The sequence below is a fragment of the Streptomyces sp. NPDC059452 genome, assembly GCF_042750035.1.
Taxonomy (GTDB): domain Bacteria; phylum Actinomycetota; class Actinomycetes; order Streptomycetales; family Streptomycetaceae; genus Streptomyces.
This window is the reverse complement of record NZ_JBHYVE010000017.1, coordinates 102,088-125,106: the sequence shown is the minus strand read 5'-3', so window position 1 is coordinate 125,106 and position 23,019 is coordinate 102,088. Positions and strand designations below refer to the sequence as shown.

The window sequence follows — 23,019 nt, the reverse complement described above, 5'->3', positions numbered from 1 at the left end:
GCCCGGTGGGGGAGGGGGCCCGATGTCCGAACAACCGCCTGAGCCGTCCGAGTCGCCTGAGCCGTCCGAGCTGCCCCAGTCGCCTGAGCCGCCCCAGCCGTCCGAGCCGTCCAAGGCATCGGGTCGGTCGGCCGACGCTTCACCGGTCCCGGTTCCGTCGGCCGACGCCTCACCGGCTCCGGAATCACCGACCTCGGAATCACCGGCTGCGGCCCCACCGCCCCTGGCCACCGGCACCGCTACCCCGCCCTCCCCGGCCACCGTGACCGTCCCTTCGACCGCCCCCCACCCACCGGCCCCGGCCCCCCAGCCCGGCCCCCACACGACCCCAGGCGCCGAGCCCCCGGCCGTACCCGCCTACCTCCACGCCCAGCGGCAGCGGCCCCAGGGAGGGCCCTCGCCCTGGCAGCAGGGGCAGTCCTGGCAGCCTCCGGTCAAGCGCCCCGGCGTGACGGCCCGGCTCCGGCCCGCCGCACCGGCCCTGGTCCGGCCCGCCGTCCTCTGGGCGGTCCTGGCCACCGCCGTGCTCAGCGCGCTCCTGCTGGGCGACGGCCTCGGCGTGAACCTCCTGATCGTCGCGGTGCCCGCCGCGCTGGCCGCCGCCTTCGCCGCGCGCGCCGCCGGTCGTAAGCTCCGGCCCTGGACCGCCACCTGGGCCGTCGGCGGCCTCGCCCTGCTCGCGGTGCCCGCGCTCCGGGACGCGGGCTGGCCCACCTTCCTGGCCGTCGTATCGGCCTTCGCACTCGGCTCGCTCGCACTGCACGGCAGCCGGAGCTGGCCGGGCGTCCTGGCCGGTTCCCTGGGCACCTTCGCCTCGGTCGTACCGGGCATCCGTTGGGGGTGGCGCGGGGTACGCGAACGGGCCGACGACTCCCGGGGGCGCTGGGGCGCCGTCCTGCGCACCACGGCGGTGGCCCTCGGGCTCCTCGTGGTGTTCGGGGCGCTCTTCGCCAGCGCCGACGCCGCCTTCGCCGACCTGCTGGGGCGGCTCACCCCCGACGTGTCGCTCGCCGAAGGCCCGTGGCGTCTCTTCCTCTTCCTGCTCGGACTCACCGGCGCGCTGGCCGCCGCCCACACCGCCGCCGCCCCCGTCCGCTGGGACGGGCTCACCGTGAAGGCGGGCAAGCCCCGGGGACGTACGGAATGGGCCCTTCCGCTCATCGTCCTCAACCTGCTCTTCGCCGCGTTCATCGCCCTCCAGCTCGTCGTCCTCCTCGGCGGCTACGAGAAGGTGCGGGAGGCGACCGGGCTCGACCACGCCGAGTACGCCCGCCAGGGCTTCTGGCAGCTCCTCTGGGCCACCCTGCTCACCCTCCTCGTGATCGCCCTGGCCCTGCGCTGGGCGCCGCGCGGTGGCAGCGGGGACCGGACACTGGTGCGCGCCGTGCTGGGCACCCTCTGCGTGCTCACCCTCGTCGTGGTCGCCTCCGCGCTGCGCCGCATGGACCTGTACGTCGAGGAGTACGGGCTGACCCGGCTCCGGATCTCCGTGGCCGCGATGGAGCTCTGGCTCGGCGTCGTCTTCGTCCTGATCCTGGCCGCCGGGCTCTTCGGCGCCCGGTTCCTGCCCCGCGCGATCGCCGTCAGCGCCGGGGCCGCCGTCCTGGCCTTCGGGCTCGTCTCACCGGACGCGGTGGTCGCCGAGCAGAACGTCCGGCGCTTCGAGGCCCGCGGCTCGATCGACATCTCCTACGTCAAGGACCTCTCCGCCGACGCCGTACCGGCCCTGGACAAGCTGCCGGAACCGCAGCGCTCCTGTGCGCTCCGGGTCGTCCAGTACGAGCTGCGCACCTCCGACTCCCCCTGGTACGCGACTAGCTGGGGCCAGGTGCGCGCCGAGGAGATTCTCCGCAAGCGCCCCGTGACCGCCGACCGCCGCACCTGCTACGGACTGGGCACCAACGGCGTACGGGAGGGCGGCCGCGGCGACTACGAGCAGGACCACGACGACTACGACCCGTACTGATCCCACGTCCGTACCTGCACTGACCCCACGCCCGCGGCCCGTACCGGTCCCACGTCCGTCGGCCGAATCTCGGTGTGCACGGTGCCCCGGGGTGTTGCTGCCGTTGCTCTCGGCGTACGCTGGCTGGCGCCATGCCGTACGAACCACCCACGCACACCGTCGAGCGCTCGCTCCGGGCCACCACCGGTGCCAGGACCGTTGCTGGTGTAGACGAGGTCGGACGCGGTGCGTGGGCTGGACCGGTCACCGTGTGTGCCGCGGTCACCGGTCTGCGCCGACCGCCCGAAGGCCTCACCGATTCCAAGCTGTTGACGCCCCGGCGGCGCGCCGAGCTCGCCCCTGTGCTGGAGAGCTGGGTCACCGCCCACGCCCTGGGTCACGCCTCCCCGCAGGAGATCGACGACCTCGGCATGACCGCCGCGCTCCGGCTCGCCGCCGTACGGGCCCTGGAGGGGCTTCCGGTCCGGCCCGACGCGGTGATCCTCGACGGCAAGCACGACTACCTCGGCGCCCCTTGGAAGGTCCGTACGGTCATCAAGGGTGACCAGTCCTGCATCGCCGTGGCGGCCGCATCGGTCATCGCCAAGGTGCACAGGGACCGGATGATGGCCGAACTGGGCGGGCAGTCCGAGGAGTACACCGACTTCGCCTTCGGTGCCAACGCGGGGTACCCCTCGCCCGTGCACCGGGCCGCACTGGAGGAGCGGGGCCCCACGCCCCAGCACCGCCTCTCCTGGGCGTATCTGGACGCGCTGCCCCGGTGGCAGCACCTGAAGAAGGTCCGTTTTTCCGCCGAGGCGGCCGCACTGGAAAGCGGGGGCCAGCTCGGCTTCGAATTCTGATCGCGCGCAGGCGCGCCTCCAGCGACGCCGACCGACCACGTCGGCCCATGACAGACCACCTTCCTGCCTCTCCTCTCATCCTTCAGGAGCCTCAGATTCACGAGAGTGCCCAGGGTCCCCGCGTCACTCCGGCCGCCGGCCGTACCGCGCCGACCCCCCGTCCCGTACCAGGTCCGCGTTCCGCGGCCACGCCGCGCCCGGGCCGTCCGGGCCCCGGCCCCGCGCGCCCCACGCCTCCGGCACAGCGCGCACACCCCGCTCCGGCCCCCGCGCCCGCGGCGCCCAAGAGCGCCCAGGGGCGGCCGGAGAATCGTTCCGAGCCGCAGCTCCAGCTGATCCCGGCCCCGGCCGGCGGAGCCCTCGACGCGGCCGAGGAAGCGGTCGACCTGCTGCTGGAGTCCGGCCGGGCGCCGGGCGACATCCTGGTGCTCACCACCGGCGAGCAGCACCCGTGGGCCGCGCACGAGCTGTCGTTCGGCGAGGCCGCGTACTGGGCCCAGCACGACGCGGGCGACGACGTCTTCTTCGCGGACGCCTCGGCGGTCGACCGGACGAAGCCCCGGCCCGTGGTGGTCGTGGCGGTCAACGGCGATGCCGATGGCACCGTCGCCCGTGCGCTGCCCGTCGCGCGTGACCGTGCCGCCGGGCTGTTGATCGTCTGCGGCGACCCGCAGACGATCAACTCCGCGCTGGGCGCGGGCGTCTGAGACCGTACGGCCTGAAGCGCCGGCCATCCGCCCGGGTGGCCGGCGCTCCCGGCCGATGTCCTGCGCGGCTACGGTCGGTGTTCTGCGCGGCTGTTCAGGGCCGCCCGGTCACCGGGCGGCGGCCGAGCGGCGCAGTGCACCCGCCGCCCCGCCACCGGTCCGCAGCAGCGCGGGCTGGGGTTCGGCGACGGTGTCGGCCAGCGCGGCCGGCTCCGACAGCGAACTGGGCCGCCGCCCGCCCCGGCCCTCGCCGAGCACCTGCCAGCCCCCGCCGGTCAGCGTGATGTACGCACCGCACCGGAGCCCGTGCAGGGTGCAGGCGTCCCGCAGGCCCCACATCCACGCACCGTCCTCCTCGGTCCACCGCTCGTCGCCCTCGCGGCAGTAGAGAAGTACAGCTGTACGCACCGGAGTACGGCGGCGCAGATCGTGCGGGATCACGCGCCGCAGCTGGGACAGCAGCGCGTTGCGGAAGTCCCAGCCGTCCGCCGCCACCGTGTCCCGGCGGGTGAACGAGGCGCTGGCCGTGAGGCGTTCCTCGTGATCGAGGACCGCGACCACGGCGGTGGTCGGCTGCGGCCGGTGCCGTGAGTGCAGCCCGCTGACGACCTCCCGCGGGCTGCGCAGCAGAGGTATGCCCGCCGAGGCCCACTCGGCGGGTTCGAGTATCCGGGCAAGGCGGTTGACGGAGTCCGCGGAACCCGGCGGGGTCGAGAACGCCGATGGAGAAGTGGCGGGGGACGGGGCGAATCCGAAGGTCATGGTCCTCCCTTCGCTACGCGCCCATGGTGTGGGCAGGGTCGAGTGAGGGCGCGCCGCGGCACAGCCCTTCCGGGCCCGACGGGGAACTGTGCGGGAAGCAGTCCCAATTCTTCCTGGCGTATCGGCAGGCGGCAACGAGCAATTGGCGCCGCTGACGGGTATCGGCCGGAATGCTACTGATATCCCTGCCCAGCCCCGGCCGGATGACGCCTCCTGTCACCCCTGAACCGCGAGGACCAGCGGACACACCCCCTTGGCTCCGGCGCGCCGCAGCAGGCGCGCGGCGACGGCCAGTGTCCAGCCGGTGTCGGAGAGGTCGTCGACGAGCAGGACCGGGCCGTCGGCGGACCGCACCGCCTGGGCCAGCTCCGGCTCGACGACGAGGGCCTCGTGCAGGGCCCGCACCCGCTGTGCGCTGTTGGTCTGCGACACCGTCAGATCCTCGCTGCCGGGCGCGTACGTCACCGTCCCGAGCAGGGGCATCCGGCCGATCTCGGCGATGCGGTGCCCCAGCGACCCCACCAGGAGCGGTCGGCGGCGCGAGGCGACGGTGACCACACCGACCGGCCGGGGAGCGGCGTCGGGTGCGCCGGAGGCCCAGCCGCCGGGCCCCTTGGCCCAGTCGGCGAGAACGGTGACCACGGCGTCCGTGACATCGTCCGGAACTGATCCATCCGGTGCCTGCGCCGCCAGCATGGGGCGCAGCCGGTTGCCCCAGCCGATGTCGGAGAGCCGGCCCAGCGCCCGTCCGGTGGAGGCGAGTTCACCGGCGGGGATACGTCCCTTGAGGTCGACGCCCACGGCGGACAGGCCGGTGGGCCACATCTTGCGGGGGTCCACCTCCACCCCCGGCCGGCCCAGCTCGCTGCGGGCGCCGTCCAGCGCCGCGGTGGAGACCTTGTCGTCGAAGCGGGCGCCCGCGCAGTTGTCGCAGCGCCCGCAGGCGGTGGCCTCCTCGTCGTCGAGCCGCAGCCGCAGGAACTCCATCCGGCATGCCGTCGTGGTGGCGTAGTCCCGCATGGCCTGCTGTTCGGCGGCCCGCTGCCGGGCGACCCAGGCGTAGCGCTCGGAGTCGTAGACCCAGGGCTCTCCGGTGGAGATCCAGCCGCCCTTGACCCGCTTCACGGCACCGTCGACGTCCAGCACTTTGAGCATCGTCTCCAAGCGGGTCCGCCGCAGATCGACCAGGGGCTCCAGGGCGGGCAGGGACAGCGTGCGCTCCGAGCGGGCCAGGACGTCCAGGGTGCGGCGGACCTGCTCCTCGGGCGGGAAGGCGACCGAGTCGAAGTACTGCCAGATCGCCTCGTCCTCCTTGCCGGGGAGCAGCAGCACCTCGGCGTGCTCGACCCCGCGCCCCGCACGTCCGACCTGCTGGTAGTACGCGATGGGGGAGGCGGGCGAACCCAGGTGCACCACGAAGCCGAGGTCGGGCTTGTCGAACCCCATGCCCAGCGCGGAGGTGGCGACCAGCGCCTTGACCCGGTTGGCCAGCAGGTCGTCCTCCGCCTGTTGCCGGTCCGCGTTCTCGGTCCGCCCGGTGTAGGACGCGACCGGGTGACCGTTCTGCCGGAGGTAGGCCGTGACCTCCTCGGCCGCCGCGACCGTCAGCGTGTAGATGATGCCGGAGCCGGGAAGCTCGCCGAGGTGGTCGCCCAGCCAGGCCAGCCGGTGTGCCGCGTTGGGCAGTTGGAGCACGCTCAGGCTCAGGCTCTCCCGGTCCAGCGGGCCGCGCAGGACCAGCGCGTCCGTGCCCGCGCCCGTGCCGAGCTGTTCCGCGACGTCCGCCGTCACGCGCGCGTTCGCCGTGGCGGTGGTGGCCAGCACCGGCACACCTGCGGGGAGATCGGCGAGCATGGTCCGCAACCGCCGGTAGTCCGGCCGGAAGTCGTGCCCCCAGTCGGAGATGCAGTGCGCCTCGTCGACCACGAGAAGCCCTGTCGCGGCGGCGAGCCGGGGCAGCACCTGGTCCCGGAAATCGGGATTGTTCAGCCGCTCGGGGGAGACGAGGAGGACGTCGACCTCACCGGCCGCCACCTCGTCCTGGACGCTCTCCCACTCCTCCGTGTTGGAGGAGTTGATCGTGCGGGCGCTGATGCCCGCCCGCGCGGCCGCCGCGACCTGGTTGCGCATCAGCGCCAGCAGCGGCGAGACGATCACGGTCGGGCCGGCGCCCTGCGCGCGCAGCAGCGAGGTCGCCACGAAGTAGACGGCGGACTTGCCCCACCCGGTGCGCTGCACGACCAGCGCTCTGCGCTTGTCGGCGACGAGCGCTTCGATCGCCAGCCACTGGTCCTCGCGCAGCCGGGCCTCACCCGAGGCATCCCCGACGAGACGGGCGAGGACGGTGTCGGCCGAAGCCCTGAGCGCTGCACGATCTGCGTTGGTCATCCCCCCATGCAACCCGATGGCGACCACAAACCGCGAACGGCGGGGCGAGCCTGTGGATAACGTTATCCACAGGGGTCGCGGGATGCGGCGGATCGCGGGACCGTCGAGCCATGAACAAGCACCAGGAATCCACCGGCCCGGCCGACGGTCAGCAGATCACCCTGCGGGGTCCCGCCGAACTCGCCGATGCCCTCCCGTATCTGATGGGTTTCCATCCCAACGACAGCGTCGTGATGGTGGCCCTGCACGGCGGCCGGGGCCGGTTCGGCGGCCGACTGCGGCTCGGAATCCCGCAGGCGCCCGGCGAATGGGGGCCCGTCGCTGATCAGCTGGCCGAGAGCCTGATCTCGGGGAGCGAGCGCCGGGACGGACGGCCCGACGCGATCGTGATCTTCCTCTGCCAGGACTCACCGGACGGCGTGAGCGGCCGCCTGACCATGGAGCGGCTGCGGCCGTTCGCCCAGAGCCTGCGCACGGCGTGCGGGGCGCTCGACGTGCCCGTGCTCGAAGCGCTCTGCATCTCGGACGGCCGCTACTGGTCCTACTGCTGCCCCGACAGCCGGTGCTGCCCGGCCCAGGGAAAACCCCTGGCCATGCCCGGTACGACGGTGATGGCCGCAGCAGCCGCCTACGCGGGAATCCAGGTACGGGGGACGCTGCGCGACATGGAGGCGCGGCTCGCTCCCTGGCAGAAGCCGGACGAGGCGTCCGCACAGATGCAGGCGCTGGACCGGGTAGCGCCGTCGCTGGTGCCCCGGATCCTGGACGAACGGACGAAGGCCGAGGTGGCCGAGGAGACCCTTGAGCTCGCACACGCCCTCATGGGCCGCCTCGGGCGGATGCGGCCCGCTCCGGAAGCCGTCGCCGACTTCGGGGACGACCAGATGATCAGCGAGGACGAGGCCGCCGCCGTCATCCTCGGCCTCCAGGACCGGGAGACCCGTGACAAGGCCGCGGCCTGGATGGAGGGCCCCGACGGCCACACCGCGCTGCGGCTGTGGCGCACGCTCGCCCGGCGCTGCGTCGGACCGTACGGGGAGCACGCGGCGGCTCCGCTGACCCTCGCGGGCTGGGTCGCCTGGTCCATCGGTGACGAGCCCGGCGCCCGGGTCGCTCTGGCCCTGGCGCTCCGCGCCGACCCGGAGTACACGTTCGCGCAGTTGCTGCACCGGGCGTGCAACGAAGGGCTGGACCCGGAGACGCTGCGCCGCTGCCTGCGGGGTGACGGTGACGGTGACGGGGGGCAGGGAGAGGCGGAGGCGGAGGCAGAGGCCGGGTGCACGGACGCCGCCGGGGGCGCCGGGGCTGCGGGGGACGGCACGGCCGCCACCAGGGCGCCCGCCCTTCGTGTCCGCCGAGTCCGGTCGTTGCCCAACCGGGAGCGGAGGGGGAGCGGGCGCCGGGTGATGCCCGCCGGGCGGAGGACACCGACGCCGGGCGCCACCGCCCGGCCAGGGACGGCCCCTGCCGGGCAGCGGACACGGGACCCCCGGCGGTACGGCCGCCGGGACACCGGTTCCCGCCGCTGAGGGCCGTGACGGACGGGCCCAGGCCGTATGCGAGGCGGCCTCCCGGGGCGGCCCGCGCCGTGGGCGACGACGACGTCCGTACGGTGGCGGGCCCGCCACCACCGAGGGACCCCGTGAGGTGGCGGGGCCGCCGTCATCGCAGGACCCCGGGCCGGGAGGTTCCACCGGCACCGCGCCCCCGTCGCCGGGGCCCGGGATGGGCTGATGGTGCACGGTGGCGCCGGGGCCCGGGATGGGCTGATGGTGTGCGGCGATTCCGGTGTCCCGGGATCCCGGGACGTGCTCATCTCGCGCGACGACCCTGCACCCCCGGGACGGGCCGACGGCCCGCGCCCGTCCACCGGGTGGCACCGAGAGGCTCGGGCTGCCTGCCCCGCTCAGGCTCGGGCTGGCTACCCGACCCGCGCGGCTCGCACCGTCCGGCCCGTGCGGCCGGTTCCGGCCGTACTGTCGGGGATTTCGCTGATCGCGGGAGCACCGAAGGGAGTGTTTATCGTCAGGCAGACGACTATGATCGCGACATGCCGCCCTACGACCCGTCGACCTTCCCGCCGTTCGCCGTCACCGTGGACCTGGTCGTGCTCACGGTGCGCCGTCACGCGCTCTGCGCGCTGGTCGTCCGCCGTGGAGAGACCCCGTTCCAGGGCCGGTGGGCGCTGCCCGGTGGTTTTGTCCGGGCCGACGAGGATCTCGGGTCCGCGGCAGCGCGTGAGCTCGTCGAGGAGACGGGGCTGTGCGCCCACGACCCGGCGAAGCCCGCCGTGGGCAACGGCGCGCACCTGGAACAGCTGGCCACCTACGGGGACCCGGCGCGCGACCCCCGGATGCGGGTCGTCAGCGTCGCCCACCTCGCCCTCGCGCCGGATCTGCCCGCACCCCGTGCGGGCGGGGACGCCAACAGCGCGCGCTGGGCGCCCGTCGACGATCTGCTGCGCCCCGGCACCGGGCGGGAGGACGAGCAGACGACGCCGCTCGCCTTCGACCACGCGCGGATCCTCGCCGACGGAGTGGAGCGCGCCCGCTCCAAGATCGAGTACTCCTCGCTGGCCACGGCGTTCTGCCCGCCGGAGTTCACCGTCGGAGAGCTGCGCCGGGTGTACGAAGCGGTGTGGGGCGTCGTCCTCGACCCCCGTAACTTCCACCGCAAGGTCACGGGCACCCCCGGTTTCCTGGTGCCGTCCGGTGGCACGACCACCCGGCAGGGCGGCCGCCCCGCGCAACTGTTCCGGGCGGGCGCCGCCACGGTGCTCAACCCGCCGATGCTGCGCCCGGAGGTCTGAGCCGCAGGGCCCTGGTCGGCCCTGCGGAACACCCGTCGGCCCACCCCTGCACCAAAAGTCGGAAATGTCGCGTTATGTTGCTGCGGTACCCATCTGCCGCCGAGCGGTCTCACCGTCCGTGAGAGAACGCGAGAGAAGCGATGCTCCAGGCCATCGGACTCACCAGCACTCCCCGCCGCAACGCTCCGCCCGCCGTGGACGACCTGACCTTCGAGGCCCCGTCCGGCCGCGTCACGGCCCTGCTGGGCGCCCCCGGCTCGGGCAAGACCGCGGCCCTGCGTCTGATGCTCGAACTCGATTCGGGGCGTGGTGTCGCGTACTTCCGCGGCAGGCCGCTGCACCGCATCCCCCACCCCGCGCGCGAAGTGGGCGTGCTCCTCGGCGACGTACCGGGACATCCCTCCCGTACGGCCCGTGGCCAGCTCCGGATGCTCTGCGCGGCCGCCGGAACGCCCGCCGCCCGGGCCGACGAGATGCTCGAAGTCGTCGGCCTCGCCGGACTCGGGGACCAGCGCCTCGGCACCCTGTCGGTGGGGATGGACCGTCGGCTCGGCCTCGCCTCCGCGCTGCTCGGAGACCCGCACACCCTCGTCCTGGACGAACCCGCCGAGGGGCTCTCCCCGCGTGAGAACAGTTGGCTGTACGGGCTGCTGCGCGCCCACGCGGCGCAGGGCGGAACGGTTCTGTACGCCACCGCCGACCCCAAGGAGGCCGCACGCACGGCCGACCGGGTCGTCACCGTCGACGGCGGACGCCTCGTCGCGGACCAGGACGTCGCCGACTTCGCCCGCACCCGGCTCCGCCCCCGGGTCGCCGTCCGGACGCCCCACGCCGCCCGGCTCGCCGCGATGGTCAGCCGGGAGGCGCGGGCCGCGCGGCGGTCCGTCGAGGTGGTCCCCGAATCCGGCGGTCTGCTGACCGTGTACGGCTCCACCTGCGCCGAGGTCGGCGACACCGCGTTCCGGCACGGCGTTCCGGTCCACCAACTCGCCGACGAGATCGGCGACACCGGACCCGCCGCCCCGCCGGAGAGCGGGGGCGGGGCGCGGCAGCCCTCCGCCGTGGCCCTCTCCGAACTGCCACCGCCGATCCGGGCCCGCCCCGCACGCGGGCCGCTGCGCCCCCTCCGGTACGAGCTGCGGCGCTCCCTCGGCGTCCGGACGACGACCATGATCATGGCGTCCGTACTGCTGGTCTCCGCCGCGCTCTCCGTCCTGCTGGCCCGCACCGGCGGCACGCCCCTGCCGCGTACGCTCGCCGCCTGGCCCGAGCTGCTGCCGCTGCCCCCGGCCGCCCTGGGCGCGGGCATCCTGGGCGCCCTCTCCTTCGGGGACGAGTTCCGCTACCCGGCCCTCGCCGCCGGGCGCGGGACCGTTCCCCGGCGGATCGGCCTGCTGGTGGCCAAGCTGACCGTGACCGCGGGTTTCGCCCTTCTGCTGGCCCTCCTCGCCGTCGTCGGCGGCGCGCAGGGCCTCCGGCTCTTCTACGGGCCGGAGTTGATCACCGTTCCGGCCAATGCCGTCGTGCTCGGCGCGAGTTGGGCGGCGCTCACGGTGGGCTGCGCCTGGGCGGGGCTGCTGGCGGCCGGCGTCTTCCGGGTGGCCGGGGCGGGGATCGCCGCCGTACTGGCCGTTCCGGTGGTGGTGGTTCCGCTGGTGCAGAAGGTGTTCGAGGCCCCGTCCGCGCGTTCGGTCACCGGACTCCCGGGCCGACTGCGCGAACTGGCCTGGTGGCAGCTCCCGCAGGAGGCGGACCGCTGGGTCCTCGCCGTCGCGCGGGTGGTGGCACAGCCGGTGGGGGCCGCGCTGGCCCTGTCGTTGTCGGCCCTGATCTGTGCGTATCTGTTCACCAGCCTTCGCGGAAGGGTGCGTTGGTGATCGCTGCGGGTCGGCGTCGCGGGGAGGAGCCCGTAACTCCCTAAGAAATGCCAGGTTTATACGTATATGGCGTCAATTGCGGAGCGGGCGCCGATCACCCTTTCGTGTGCTTTTCAGCAAAGACCTCAAGGGGTGGGCGAGCCGCGCCGACAAAGGATGCGTGAGTACCCTTGCGCACACCATGATGACCGCCGCCCGCTCCGCCGATTCCGGCCTGGCCGGCCCGGGTGAACTCGATCGCTATCCCTACACCGAGGCGCCGGCCGGAGAGCGCGCCGCGGCCCGGGCCTGGGGCGGCTCCGATTCGGAGCTGGGGCGGGCGAGCCGACGGGGAGCAGCCAGCCGCGGGCGCGGCCTGCACGGCCAACTCGTCCAACAGCTGGGCCAGATGATCGTCTCCGGCGATCTCGGCGCGGACCGTCCCCTCGTGCCCGAGGAGATCGGCCAGCGGTTCGAGGTCTCCCGTACCGTCGTACGCGAGTCCCTGCGCGTCCTCGAAGCCAAGGGGCTGGTCAGTGCGCGCCCCAACGTGGGCACCCGGGTCCGTCCGGTCAGCGACTGGAACCTGCTGGACCCCGACATCATCGAGTGGCGGGCCTTCGGCCCGCAGCGCGACGACCAGCGCCGTGAGCTGGCCGAGCTCCGCTGGACCATCGAGCCGCTGGCCGCCCGCCTCGCGGCCGGGCACGGCCGCGAGGATCTCCAGCAGCGCCTCGGCGACATGCTGGAGATCATGGGACACGCGATGGGTCAGGGGGACGCGATCACCTTCTCCCGCGCCGACGCGGAGTTCCACGCCCTCCTCATCCAGGCCGCGGGCAACCGGATGCTCGAACACCTTTCCGGCATCGTCTCGGCCGCCCTGCACGTCTCCGGCGGCCCGGTCACCGGCTGTGACCGCCCCGGCGAGACCTCGCTCGCCCACCACGCACGCATCGTCGAAGCCCTCGCCTCGGGCGACTCCACCGGGGCCGAGGCGGCCATGCGCCAACTGCTCGTGGTCCACCCCGACGTGGAGCGTGTGGTTCCCGCCCCGCGCGAGCACTGACCGCCTCCACCGCGCGCGAGCGTTGACCGGTCCACGCCGGGGAGTCCAGGCCCTGTGCCGCCGGAGCGATCGGGTCCGGCGGCACAATTGTGGTGAGATGCCCGCCCCGGCACGGTTCGTCGCGAATGGGGTGTGACTCGGGCCACGTGGATTGGGCGTAACACTCCTCGAAGCAGCGCGATGACTTAAGAGGTGACCGCCGCGGAAGGAATACAGCAGCCCTTGGGTGCGCTGTTCAGTTCTGAGGCCAAACCCGCGCCGTCGGCGACATCCCCAGTCGACGGTCGTCGGTTCCAGCCCTCTCCAGGGCGGGGCCGGAAGCCGTTTCCATCGTTCCGAGAGGTTGTTCGTGTCGGCCAGCACATCCCGTACGCTCCCGCCGGAGATCGCCGAGTCCGAGTCTGTGATGGCGCTCATCGAGCGGGGAAAGGCTGATGGGCAGATCGCCGGCGATGACGTGCGTCGGGCCTTCGAGGCTGACCAGATTCCGCCAACCCAGTGGAAGAATGTTCTGCGCAGCCTCAACCAGATCCTCGAGGAAGAGGGTGTGACGCTGATGGTCAGTGCCGCGGAGTCGCCGAAGCGCGCCCGCAAGAGCGTCGCAGCGAAGAGCCCGGTCAAGCGCACCGCCACCAAGACTGTCGCGGCGAAGACCACCGTGACGAGGACCGTCGCGGCCCCCGCCGCCCCGGCGGCCGAGAGCGCGGGCGCGGTGGCCGACGACGCCGCCGCGGCCGCCCCCGCGAAGAAGGCGGCAGCCAAGAAGACGGCTGCCAAGAAGACCGCCGTGAAGAAGACGGCGGCCAAGAAGACAGCGGCGAAGAAGTCCGGCAAGCAGGACGACGAGCTGCTCGACGGTGACGAGGCCGTCGAAGAGGTCAAGGCAGGCAAGGGCGAGGAAGAGGAGGGCGAGGGCGAGAACAAGGGCTTCGTCCTCTCCGACGACGACGAGGACGACGCACCCGCGCAGCAGGTCGCCGTCGCCGGCGCCACCGCCGACCCGGTCAAGGACTACCTGAAGCAGATCGGCAAGGTTCCCCTCCTCAACGCCGAGCAGGAGGTCGAGCTCGCCAAGCGCATCGAGGCGGGTCTCTTCGCCGAGGACAAGCTCGCCAACGCCGACAAGCTCGCGCCGAAGCTCAAGCGCGAGCTGGAGATCATCGCCGAGGACGGCCGACGGGCCAAGAACCACCTCCTGGAGGCCAACCTCCGTCTGGTGGTCTCCCTGGCCAAGCGCTACACCGGTCGCGGCATGCTCTTCCTGGACCTGATCCAGGAGGGCAACCTCGGTCTGATCCGCGCGGTCGAGAAGTTCGACTACACCAAGGGCTACAAGTTCTCCACGTACGCCACCTGGTGGATCCGTCAGGCGATCACCCGCGCCATGGCCGACCAGGCCCGCACCATCCGTATCCCGGTGCACATGGTCGAGGTCATCAACAAGCTCGCGCGCGTACAGCGCCAGATGCTCCAGGACCTGGGCCGTGAGCCCACCCCGGAGGAGCTGGCCAAGGAGCTCGACATGACCCCTGAGAAGGTCATCGAGGTCCAGAAGTACGGCCGTGAGCCGATCTCGCTGCACACCCCGCTCGGCGAGGACGGCGACAGCGAGTTCGGTGACCTGATCGAGGACTCCGAGGCCGTCGTCCCGGCGGACGCGGTCAGCTTCACGCTCCTCCAGGAGCAGCTGCACTCGGTGCTTGACACGCTCTCCGAGCGTGAGGCCGGCGTGGTCTCGATGCGCTTCGGCCTCACCGACGGCCAGCCGAAGACCCTGGACGAGATCGGAAAGGTCTACGGCGTGACGCGTGAGCGCATCCGTCAGATCGAGTCGAAGACGATGTCGAAGCTCCGTCACCCGTCGCGTTCGCAGGTCCTGCGCGACTACCTGGACTAGCGTCTTCCGTTTGGATCAGGCCGGATCAGGGGCCGGACCCCGCGAGCCCGGCATGATCCAAACGAGAGGCCCTGGAACACAGGGCGGAAGATTCACCGCCGGAGGGCCCGGATCCCCAGGGATCCGGGCCCTCCGGCGTGTCCGCGGGTGCGCAGGGGGACGGGCTGGATCACGCTGGGTGAAACGTTTCCACCTCAGTGTCAGGAGCCTTCATGCCCCGTCCCGTCGTCCGTGCCCTGACCGGGGTCCTCGCCCTGACCGCCGCGGCCGCCGTCCTGCCGCTCGCCTCGCCGCCCCCGGCGGTGGCGGACAGCATCGTCGTCGGTGGCCGGCCCGCCCCCGTGGCGGACAGCCCCTGGGTGGTGGCGCTGTCGAGCCGCGACCGGTTCGGAGGGGCGCGCGCGGGCCAGTTCTGCGGCGGAGTCGCCGTGGCGCCCACGAAGATCCTGACGGTCGCCCACTGTCTGGGTGAAGAGGCGCTCGGCGGCCCCGTCAGCCGGGTCCGGGATCTGCGGGTCATCGCCGGGAGGGACCGGCTGAGTGACCGGACCGGCCAGGAGATTCCCGTACGGGGGGTCTGGATCAACCCGGCGTACGACTCCGCCACCAACGCCGGCGACCTCGCGGTGCTGACCCTGGCCCAGCCCCTGCCGGCGGGCAGCGTCATCCCGATGGCCCGGGCCGGGGACGAGGCGTACCGGGCGGGCACGGGCGCGGCGGTCTACGGGTGGGGGGACACGACCGGAGCCGGTACGTACGCCTCCGTGCTGCGCTCCGCCCGGGTCCAGGTCCTGCCGGACAGCGAGTGCGCCCGGGCCTACCCGGGCGGCCGGGAGGGCGCGTACGACGCCTCAGGGATGCTCTGTGCGGGCGATCCGGCCGGTGGGCGGGACGCGTGCCAGGGCGACAGCGGCGGGCCGCTGGTGGCCCGTGGGCGGCTCATCGGCCTGGTGTCCTGGGGGAGCGGCTGCGGGCGTGCGGGCAGCCCTGGGGTGTACACCCGGGTCTCGGCCGCCGTGAAGTGGGCCGAGGGCCGCATCTGAGCGGCTGAGAGCGGGGGGCGGAGCAGACCCGCGACGACGAGAACGGGCGGCACCCCCTGCTGGGGGTGCCGCCCGTCGGCCGGTCCTGGACCGGCCCCTGGCTCGTCGTGGATGCGAGGTGTCAGTGTTGTTCCTCGTCGGCAGCAGTCGCCTGCACGGCGGTGAGCCGATCCGTCTCATCCTGTATTTCCGCGGCGATCTTCTTGAGTTCCGGCTCGAACTTGCGCCCGTGGTGGGCGCAGAAGAGCAGTTCACCGCCGCTGATCAGGACGACGCGCAGATAGGCCTGGGCGCCGCAACGGTCACAGCGGTCTGCTGCGGTCAGCGGGCTCGCGGGGGTCAGAACAGTAGTCACGTCGCCTCTTCTCTAGCTCGACGAGCTGTCGTACCAGGGTCAACATCCAACCAGGCCGAAAACGTTCCCGCTCGTGGCTTTTCTTCGAAACTTCTTCTCGGGATGGCTGTCAGTTGCCGGTTGGCGGCGAATGTGCCGTATGCGGAGCGCTACGGTTTCGCATTGCTTGTCTTGGGGGTCGGTCCCGCCGGCCGGCTTGCCGGTTTGTTCATGAGGACGTGCCCGGAGCCTAAATGGTTCATGCCTCGAAGGGAACGTGATGTGCACGTCACTCCGACGGTTGATCGAACATCCATGCGAGCCCGGATGAAGCTCGACTAGCATGAGGATTCCCCGAGGGTGGCGTTACAACCGCTCTACCAGGCCTCTGTAGGCTCTCAGCGGCAACTGACGCCGACCGTGATACCCACCAAGGGCCCAGATGAAATTCAGCGAGGAGCGAACCGCGTGACCGCCGAAACGTCCGTGCCGTCCACCGCGATGCTGACCGCAGCAGGCGGCGACCGGGACAGCTCCAACTACACCGCGCGGCACCTTCTCGTCCTCGAAGGACTTGAGGCGGTCCGCAAGCGCCCCGGGATGTACATCGGGTCCACCGACAGCCGCGGGCTCATGCACTGCCTCTGGGAGATCATCGACAACTCCGTCGACGAGGCCCTGGGCGGTCACTGCGACCAGATCGAGGTCATCCTCCACGACGACTCCTCCGTGGAGGTCCGGGACAACGGCCGAGGCATCCCCGTGGACGTCGAGCCCAAGACCGGGCTCTCCGGCATCGAGGTCGTCATGACCAAGCTGCACGCCGGAGGCAAGTTCGGCGGCGGCTCCTACGCGGCCTCCGGCGGCCTCCACGGGGTCGGCGCCTCCGTGGTCAACGCCCTCTCCGCCCGCCTGGACGTCGAGGTGGACCGCAACAGCGCGACCCACTCCATCAGCTTCCGGCGCGGCGTCCCCGGCATGTTCACCGAGCAGGGCCCCGACAGTCCCTTCGACCCGGCCAACGGCCTGCGCAAGGGCAAGCGCGTCCCCAAGACCCGTACCGGTACGCGGGTCAGGTACTGGGCGGACCGGCAGATCTTCCTCAAGGACGCCAAGCTCAACCTGGAGACGCTCTACCAGCGCGCCCGCCAGACGGCCTTCCTCGTCCCCGGCCTCACGATCGTCGTCCGCGACGAGCGGGGGATCGACGGTGAGGGCAAGACCGAGGAGACGTTCCGCTTCGACGGCGGCATCAGCGAGTTCTGCGAGTACCTGGCTCAGGACAAGGCCGTCTGCGACGTCCAGCGGCTGACCGGCACCGGGACGTTCAAGGAGACCGTCCCGGTCCTCGACGACCGCGGCCACATGACCGCGACCGAGGTCACCCGGGAGCTCGGCGTCGACATCGCGCTCCGCTGGGGCACCGGCTACGACACCACCGTCCGGTCCTTCGTCAACATCATCGCCACCCCCAAGGGCGGCACCCACGTCAGCGGGTTCGAGCGCTCCCTCACCAAGACGGTGAACGAAGCGCTCCGCTCCGCCAAGATGCTGCGGGTCGCCGAGGACGACGTGGTCAAGGACGACGCCCTCGAAGGGCTCACCGCCGTCGTCACCGTACGGCTGGCCGAGCCGCAGTTCGAGGGGCAGACCAAGGAGGTGCTCGGCACCTCGGCGGCCAACCGGATCGTCGCGGCCGTGGTCGCCCGGGAGCTCAAGGCGTTCCTGACCTCCACCAAGCGGGATGCCAAGGCCCAGGCCAGGGCGGTCCTGGAGAAGGCCGTCGCCGCCGCCCGCACCCGGATCGCGGCCCGCCAGCACAAGGACGCCCAGCGCCGCAAGACCGCGCTGGAGTCCTCCTCGCTGCCCGCCAAGCTCGCCGACTGCCGCAGCGACGACGTCGAGCGCAGCGAGCTCTTCATCGTCGAGGGCGACTCGGCGCTCGGCACCGCGAAGCTGGCCCGGAACAGTGAGTTCCAGGCGCTCCTGCCGATCCGCGGCAAGATCCTCAACGTCCAGAAGTCGTCCGTCTCCGACATGCTGAAGAACGCCGAGTGCGGCGCCATCATCCAGGTCATAGGAGCCGGGTCCGGACGGACCTTCGACATCGACGCCGCCCGGTACGGCAAGGTCATCATGATGACCGACGCCGATGTGGACGGCTCCCACATCCGCACCCTGCTGCTGACTCTCTTCCAGCGCTACATGCGCCCGATGGTCGAGGCCGGACGGGTCTTCGCGGCGGTGCCGCCGCTGCACCGGATCGAGCTGGTCCAGCCCAAGAAGGGCCAGGACAAGTACGTGTACACGTACTCGGACAACGAGCTGCGCCAGACCCTGCTGGAGTTCCAGCGCAAGAACGTGCGCATCAAGGAGTCCATCCAGCGCTACAAGGGCCTGGGCGAGATGGACGCCGACCAGCTGGCCGAGACCACGATGGACCCGCGCCACCGCACGCTGCGCCGGATCAACATCGGCGACCTGGAATCCTCCGAGCAGGTCTTCGACCTCCTGATGGGCAACGAGGTCGCCCCCCGCAAGGAGTTCATCACGCGCTCGGCGGCGACCCTGGACCGCTCGCGCATCGACGCGTAACCCGTAATCAACGCGTAACCCGTAATCAACGCGTAAGCCGTAAAGGCTCACGCGTCGGCTTCTGAGGCCCCCGCTCCCCGGACCCATGTGGCCCCCGTTCCCCGGACCCACCGGAGAGCGGGGGCCTCGGTACGTTCCGGGGCCCGCGTCGCAGCCGTCCGGGACTTCTGTCACCTGAAGGGGTGAATTCGGGCGAATGACGCGCCCGGCATCTTCCCGAACCGCCCATGGTTGGTTACGCGGCCGAAAAGGTCCGTGGACAAGGGAGTTGCTCGGTGGAGAAGGAAGCAGGACCGGCGACCGCGGGAGTGCGGCTCGACGATCCGTGGTACGAGGCGTCGGCCGCCGGCTGGGACGGGGCGGAGGGCGCGGGAGGCACCGCGACCGACGGCGGACCCGGCCCCGAGGAGCCCCGGCCGGGGCCCGACGCGGCCGAGATCTACCTTGCGGTGCACCGGAGCGCCGCCTTCCGCGAGGTGCGCCGCCGCTACCGCCGCTTCGTGGTGCCCGCCGCCCTCGCCTTCCTCCTCTGGTATCTCGCCTATGTCGTCGCCGCGACCACGGCACCCGGGCTGATGGCCCGCCCGGTCGTCGGTGCGGTCAACGTGGCGATGGTGGCCTGTCTCGGCCAGTTCCTCACCACCTTCCTCCTCACCTGGGCGTACGCACGCCACGCACGGCTGCGCAGGGACCGGGCGGCGCTCGATCTGCGGTGGGACACCCAGGAGATGACGCGGGGAGCCGGACAGCCGGTGACGGGAGGGCCGGTCCGTTGAGAGGCGACCACCAGACACTCGCCCTGCTGCTGTTCTGCGCGTTCATCGCGGTGACGCTCTTCATCACCACCTGGGTCAGCCGCAACCGGCAAGGTTCCGCCGAGGAGTTCTACGCGGGCGGACGCCTGTTCTCGCCGATGGAGAACGGATTCGCCATCGCCGGCGACTACATGTCGGCCGCCTCCTTCCTCGGCATCTCCGGCCTGATCGCACTCTTCGGCTACGACGGCATGCTCTACTCCGTGGGCTTCCTGGTCGCCTGGCTGGTGGTCCTGCTCCTCGTCGCCGAACTCGTCCGCAACTGCGGCCGGTTCACCCTCGCCGACGTGGTCGCCGCCCGGCTGGCCGCGCGCCCGGTGCGCACGGCGCTCGGCACCTCCTCCGTCACCGTCTCCGTGCTCTACCTGGTCGCCCAGATGGTCGGCGCGGGCTCCCTGGTGGCCCTGCTGCTCGGCGGTACGAGCGACGCGGCCCGCTCCTGGACCGTGGTCGGCGTAGGGGCGCTCATGGTCATCTACGTCTCCTTCGGCGGGATGCGCGCCACCACCTGGATCCAGATCGTCAAGGCCGTGCTGCTGATGGGCGGGGCCGTCGCCCTCACCGTGCTCGTCCTGGTCCACTTCCGCGGGGACATCAACAGCCTGCTCAACACCGCCGCCGAACGCAGCGGCCACGGCAAGGACTTCCTCGCCCCCGGCCTGCGCTACGGCGGCGACTGGATCTCCCGGTTCGACTTCATCAGCCTGGGCGTGGCCCTCGTCCTCGGTACGGCGGGGCTGCCGCACATCCTGGCGCGCTTCTACACCGTGCCCACCGCCCGCGCCGCCCGCCGGTCCGTCGTCTGGTCCATCGGCCTCATCGGCAGCTTCTATCTGATGACGATCGCGCTCGGCTTCGGCGCCGCCGCCCTGGTCGGCTCCGCCGAGGTCCGCTCCTCGAACGCCGCGGGCAACACCGCCGTACCGCTGCTGGCCCTCAACCTCGGCGGCGGCGAGGGCTCCACCGGCGGAACGGTTCTCTTCGCCGTCGTCGCCGCCATCGCCTTCGCCACCATCCTGGCCGTCGTCGCGGGGATCACCCTCGCCTCCTCGGCCTCCGTCGCCCACGACCTCTACGCCTCGCTCCGCCGCCCCGGCCGCAAGCAGTACGGCGAAGTGGCCGTCGCCCGGTTCGCCGCCGCCGGGATCGGGGCGGTCGCCATCGCGCTCGGCCTCCTCGCCCAGAACCTCAACGTGGCCTTCCTGGTCGGCCTCGCCTTCGCCGTGGCCGCGTCGGCGAACCTCCCGGCCCTGCTCTACTCGCTGTTCTGGCGGAACTTCACCACCCGGGGCGCGGTCTGGGCGGTGTACGGCGGCCTCGTCCCGGCCGTCGTCCTGGTCCTGGTCTCACCCGTCGTGTCGGGCAGCCCCGCGTCCCTCTTCCCGGGCGTCGACTTCCAGCTCTTCCCGCTGGAGAACCCGGGGCTCGTCTCGATCCCGCTCGGCTTCCTGGCGGGCTGGCTCGGTACGGTCACCTCGCGGGAGAAGCCGGACGAGGCCAAGCACGCCGAGACCGAGGTCCGGGCGCTGACGGGGGCGGGGGCCGCCTAGGAAGCCTCCTGGGGGCCGTCGGGCGCGTCGGACGGCCCCTGGGACCACGCGTACCGGTGCTCCGGGCGGCCCGTCTCGCCGTACCGCAGCGTCAGCCGGACCCTGCCCGTCCGCTCCAGCAGCTTCAGATAGCGCTGCGCGGTCTGCCTGCTCATCCCCGCGCTCTCCGCGACCTCCTGCGCGGAGAGCGGGCCGTCCGCCTCGCGCAGCGCCCGCCGGACCAGCCCGGCAGTGGTGGGGGAGTGGCCCTTGGGCAGCTCCGGCTCGCCCGCCGCCCACAGGGCGCCGAAGATCCGGTCCACTTCCGCCTGCTCGGCCTCGCCACCGCCGTCGAGCGTGCGGCGCAGGGCCGCGTACGCGGTCAGTTTCGAGCGCAGACCGGCGTACGTGAACGGCTTCACCAGGTACTGGAGCGCACCGTGCCGCATCGCGTCCCGCACGGTGGCCACATCGCGGGCGGCGGTCACCATGATCACGTCGGCCCGGTGGCCCAGCCGCCGCAACTCCCGTACGACGGCGAGGCCGTTGCGGTCCGGGAGGTGGTGGTCGAGCAGGATCAGGTCCACCGGGACCTCCTCGGCCACGGCCAGCGCCTGCGCCGCCGAATGGGCCTGCGCGGCCACCCGGAACCCGGCGACCTTGGCCACGTACGCGGCATTGATCCGCGCCACCCGGACGTCGTCGTCCACGATCAGGACCTGGATCACCGGTTCTCTCCCGTCGTGGCAGTGTCCGTGGCCGTGTCCCGTACGGGCTCCGAGGCTGCCAGCGCCTCCGGGAGGACCACGGTGAACACCGCCCCGCCCCCGTCGGCCCCGGCGACACTCACACCGCCGCCCTGCCGCTCCGCGAGTCGGCGCACCAGCGGGAGCCCGAGGCCGCGCTTGCCGTGGGCCGGGAGGTCCTTGGTGGACCAGCCCTCGGTGAAGATCGACCCGTACTGCTCCGGCGGGATGCCGGGGCCGCTGTCCCGCACCCGCAGCACCACCGTACGGCCCTGAGCCCGCAGCCCGACCTCGATCCGGGCGTCCTGCGACCCGGCCGCCGCGTCCGTGGCGTTGTCGACGAGGTTGCCGACCACCGTGACCAGGCCGCGCGGGTCCACCACCCGGTCCGGCAGCAGCGTGCCGGGGGCCAGCCGCAGCGCGACACCGCGCTCGGCGGCCACCGTCGCCTTGCCGACCAGCAGCGCGGCCAGCAGCGGGTCCCGTACCTTCTCGGTGACCTGCTCCGCCGTCGCCCGGTGGACGCCCACCACCTCCGTGACGAACTCCATCGCGTCCTCGTGCAGCTCCAGCTCCAGCAGGCCCAGCAGGGTGTGGAGCCGGTTGGCGTGCTCGTGGTCCTGGGCGCGCAGCGCGTCGATCAGCCCGGTGGTGGAGTCGAGTTCACGGCCGAGGTGTTCCAGCTCGGTCCGGTCCCGCAGGGTCACCACCGCCCCGCCGTCGTCCGTCGCCATCCGGTTGGCCAGCAGCACCCGGCCGCCCCGGACGGCCAGCAGGTCCTCGCCCACCACCCGGCCCGCCAGCACGTCCGCCGTCCGGCCGCCGTCCAGCACCTCGTCCACCACCCGGCCCGCCGCCCCGGGACCCAGCCCGAGCAGCCGCTGCGCCTCGTCGTTGAGCAGCCGGATGCGGCCCGTGCCGTCGAGCGCGACGACCCCTTCGCGGATGGAGTGCAGCATCGCCTCGCGCTCGGTCAGCAGCGCGGAGATATCGGAGAAGGCCAGGTCATGGGTCTGCCGCTGGAGCCGCCGGGAGATCAGGTAGGCGGCCAGCGCGCCGACGGCCAGGGCCGTGCCCGCGTACGCGAGGAGCCCCGGGATCGCGCCGAGGAGGCGCGCGCGGACGCTGTCGTACGCGATCCCGACCGAGACCGCCCCGGCCACCTCGCCCGAGGCGTCCCGCAGCGGCGCCTTGCCCCGGGCGGAGCGGCCGAGGGTCCCGCTGTCGATCTCCATCACCTCCTCGCCGCGGAGCACGTCCCCGGGGTCGGTGGAGACCACCTCGCCGATCCGGTCCGCCTCCGGGTGCGACCAGCGCACGCCCCGGCGGTCCATGACGACGACGTACTCCGCGCCGGTGGCCCGTCTGACGCCCTCGGCGGTGGACTGTACGGGGCCGGGGGCGGACGGCTCCGTGGTGCGCAGGTCCTCCGCGATCCCCGGCTGGGCGGCCGTGCTGCGGGCGATGGCCAGTGCGCGGCGCATGGCCTCCTCGTCGAGCTGGGCGCTGAGGGGGGCCAGGAACAGGCCGGTGACCAGCACGGTGACGCCCGTGATGATGGCCAGCTGCATCAGCAGCACCTGAGAGAAGACCCGCTGCGGCCAGCCGAACCGGTGCGGTCCCCGGTCGGAGAGCTGTGGGGCGTTCATCGTACGAACGGT

General features: G+C 72.5%; 17 protein-coding genes. 12 read left to right on the top strand and 5 right to left on the bottom strand.

The window, feature by feature from the left end; all coding sequences use genetic code 11:
- Nucleotides 1-22 precede the first annotated feature (22 nt).
- The 3 genes from ACFW9Z_RS22660 to ACFW9Z_RS22650 all read left to right on the top strand — a co-directional run bounded on the left by ACFW9Z_RS22660 (nt 23) and on the right by ACFW9Z_RS22650 (nt 3,515).
- Entirely contained in the window at nt 23-1,966 is a 1,944-nt protein-coding gene (locus ACFW9Z_RS22660) for a DUF4153 domain-containing protein (protein ID WP_384643783.1), read from the top strand.
- Nucleotides 1,967-2,097: 131 nt separating this feature from the next.
- Complete coding sequence (locus tag ACFW9Z_RS22655) at nt 2,098-2,808, top strand: ribonuclease HII (RefSeq protein WP_384643781.1); 711 nt, start codon at nt 2,098-2,100, stop codon at nt 2,806-2,808.
- Between the two features lie 47 nt (nt 2,809-2,855).
- Nucleotides 2,856-3,515 (top strand): hypothetical protein, encoded by a 660-nt coding sequence (locus ACFW9Z_RS22650; protein WP_384643780.1) that lies wholly within the window; start codon nt 2,856-2,858, stop codon nt 3,513-3,515.
- A gap of 108 nt (nt 3,516-3,623) precedes the next feature.
- On the opposite strand, the gene ACFW9Z_RS22645 is transcribed toward ACFW9Z_RS22650, so the two are convergent.
- Both ACFW9Z_RS22645 and ACFW9Z_RS22640 read right to left on the bottom strand, forming a co-directional pair.
- On the bottom strand, nt 3,624-4,277 hold the full coding sequence (locus ACFW9Z_RS22645) for a hypothetical protein (protein ID WP_384643778.1): 654 nt from the start codon (nt 4,275-4,277) through the stop codon (nt 3,624-3,626).
- A gap of 216 nt (nt 4,278-4,493) precedes the next feature.
- Entirely contained in the window at nt 4,494-6,665 is a 2,172-nt protein-coding gene (locus ACFW9Z_RS22640) for a RecQ family ATP-dependent DNA helicase (RefSeq protein WP_384643776.1), read from the bottom strand.
- A gap of 110 nt (nt 6,666-6,775) precedes the next feature.
- Between ACFW9Z_RS22640 and ACFW9Z_RS22635 the strand changes: the two genes are divergently transcribed.
- The 6 genes from ACFW9Z_RS22635 to ACFW9Z_RS22610 all read left to right on the top strand — a co-directional run bounded on the left by ACFW9Z_RS22635 (nt 6,776) and on the right by ACFW9Z_RS22610 (nt 15,339).
- A complete protein-coding gene (locus tag ACFW9Z_RS22635) occupies nt 6,776-8,194 on the top strand; it encodes a DUF4192 domain-containing protein (RefSeq protein WP_384643774.1) in 1,419 nt (472 codons plus the stop codon).
- 521 nt (nt 8,195-8,715) lie between these two features.
- Nucleotides 8,716-9,474 carry an NUDIX domain-containing protein gene (locus tag ACFW9Z_RS22630; RefSeq protein ID WP_384643773.1) on the top strand — a complete coding sequence of 253 codons (759 nt, stop codon included), beginning with the start codon at nt 8,716-8,718 and terminating at the stop codon, nt 9,472-9,474.
- Nucleotides 9,475-9,614: 140 nt separating this feature from the next.
- The gene (locus ACFW9Z_RS22625; RefSeq protein ID WP_384643771.1) at nt 9,615-11,351 is read left to right on the top strand and encodes an ATP-binding cassette domain-containing protein; all 1,737 of its coding nucleotides are present in this window, start codon (nt 9,615-9,617) and stop codon (nt 11,349-11,351) included.
- Nucleotides 11,352-11,511: 160 nt separating this feature from the next.
- Nucleotides 11,512-12,399 carry a FadR/GntR family transcriptional regulator gene (locus ACFW9Z_RS22620; protein WP_384643769.1) on the top strand — a complete coding sequence of 296 codons (888 nt, stop codon included), beginning with the start codon at nt 11,512-11,514 and terminating at the stop codon, nt 12,397-12,399.
- Nucleotides 12,400-12,748: 349 nt separating this feature from the next.
- Nucleotides 12,749-14,296: an RNA polymerase sigma factor gene (locus tag ACFW9Z_RS22615; RefSeq protein ID WP_384643767.1), complete on the top strand. Its 1,548-nt coding sequence runs from the start codon at nt 12,749-12,751 to the stop codon at nt 14,294-14,296.
- 212 nt (nt 14,297-14,508) lie between these two features.
- Complete coding sequence (locus tag ACFW9Z_RS22610; protein ID WP_384643766.1) at nt 14,509-15,339, top strand: serine protease; 831 nt, start codon at nt 14,509-14,511, stop codon at nt 15,337-15,339.
- Between the two features lie 121 nt (nt 15,340-15,460).
- Here the strand turns inward: ACFW9Z_RS22610 and ACFW9Z_RS22605 are convergent, their stop codons facing one another.
- Nucleotides 15,461-15,694, bottom strand: a complete 234-nt coding sequence (locus ACFW9Z_RS22605; RefSeq protein WP_073803639.1) for a hypothetical protein — start codon at nt 15,692-15,694, stop codon at nt 15,461-15,463.
- Between the two features lie 447 nt (nt 15,695-16,141).
- Between ACFW9Z_RS22605 and ACFW9Z_RS22600 the strand changes: the two genes are divergently transcribed.
- The 3 genes from ACFW9Z_RS22600 to ACFW9Z_RS22590 all read left to right on the top strand — a co-directional run bounded on the left by ACFW9Z_RS22600 (nt 16,142) and on the right by ACFW9Z_RS22590 (nt 20,633).
- Nucleotides 16,142-18,268, top strand: a complete 2,127-nt coding sequence (locus ACFW9Z_RS22600; protein WP_384643765.1) for a type IIA DNA topoisomerase subunit B — start codon at nt 16,142-16,144, stop codon at nt 18,266-18,268.
- A gap of 275 nt (nt 18,269-18,543) precedes the next feature.
- On the top strand, nt 18,544-19,044 hold the full coding sequence (locus ACFW9Z_RS22595) for a DUF485 domain-containing protein (protein ID WP_384643763.1): 501 nt from the start codon (nt 18,544-18,546) through the stop codon (nt 19,042-19,044).
- Nucleotides 19,041-20,633 (top strand): cation acetate symporter, encoded by a 1,593-nt coding sequence (locus tag ACFW9Z_RS22590; protein WP_384643761.1) that lies wholly within the window; start codon nt 19,041-19,043, stop codon nt 20,631-20,633. Before ACFW9Z_RS22595 ends, ACFW9Z_RS22590 begins: the two co-directional genes overlap by 4 nt.
- Here the strand turns inward: ACFW9Z_RS22590 and ACFW9Z_RS22585 are convergent.
- Both ACFW9Z_RS22585 and ACFW9Z_RS22580 read right to left on the bottom strand, forming a co-directional pair.
- Complete coding sequence (locus ACFW9Z_RS22585) at nt 20,630-21,340, bottom strand: response regulator (RefSeq protein WP_384643759.1); 711 nt, start codon at nt 21,338-21,340, stop codon at nt 20,630-20,632. The genes ACFW9Z_RS22590 and ACFW9Z_RS22585 overlap by 4 nt on opposite strands.
- On the bottom strand, nt 21,337-23,007 hold the full coding sequence (locus tag ACFW9Z_RS22580; RefSeq protein ID WP_384643757.1) for an ATP-binding protein: 1,671 nt from the start codon (nt 23,005-23,007) through the stop codon (nt 21,337-21,339). Before ACFW9Z_RS22580 ends, ACFW9Z_RS22585 begins: the two co-directional genes overlap by 4 nt.
- Between the last annotated feature and the right edge of the window lie 12 nt (nt 23,008-23,019).

Coding starts and splice junctions, on each gene's coding strand:
- ACFW9Z_RS22640 (WP_384643776.1), bottom strand. CDS start 6,665: ATGACCAACGCAGATCGTGCAGCGCTCAGGGCTTCGGCCGACACCGTC.
- ACFW9Z_RS22580 (WP_384643757.1), bottom strand. CDS start 23,007: ATGAACGCCCCACAGCTCTCCGACCGGGGACCGCACCGGTTCGGCTGG.
- ACFW9Z_RS22645 (WP_384643778.1), bottom strand. CDS start 4,277: ATGACCTTCGGATTCGCCCCGTCCCCCGCCACTTCTCCATCGGCGTTC.
- ACFW9Z_RS22655 (WP_384643781.1), top strand. CDS start 2,098: ATGCCGTACGAACCACCCACGCACACCGTCGAGCGCTCGCTCCGGGCC.
- ACFW9Z_RS22635 (WP_384643774.1), top strand. CDS start 6,776: ATGAACAAGCACCAGGAATCCACCGGCCCGGCCGACGGTCAGCAGATC.
- ACFW9Z_RS22630 (WP_384643773.1), top strand. CDS start 8,716: ATGCCGCCCTACGACCCGTCGACCTTCCCGCCGTTCGCCGTCACCGTG.
- ACFW9Z_RS22650 (WP_384643780.1), top strand. CDS start 2,856: ATGACAGACCACCTTCCTGCCTCTCCTCTCATCCTTCAGGAGCCTCAG.
- ACFW9Z_RS22660 (WP_384643783.1), top strand. CDS start 23: ATGTCCGAACAACCGCCTGAGCCGTCCGAGTCGCCTGAGCCGTCCGAG.
- ACFW9Z_RS22610 (WP_384643766.1), top strand. CDS start 14,509: ATGCCCCGTCCCGTCGTCCGTGCCCTGACCGGGGTCCTCGCCCTGACC.
- ACFW9Z_RS22625 (WP_384643771.1), top strand. CDS start 9,615: ATGCTCCAGGCCATCGGACTCACCAGCACTCCCCGCCGCAACGCTCCG.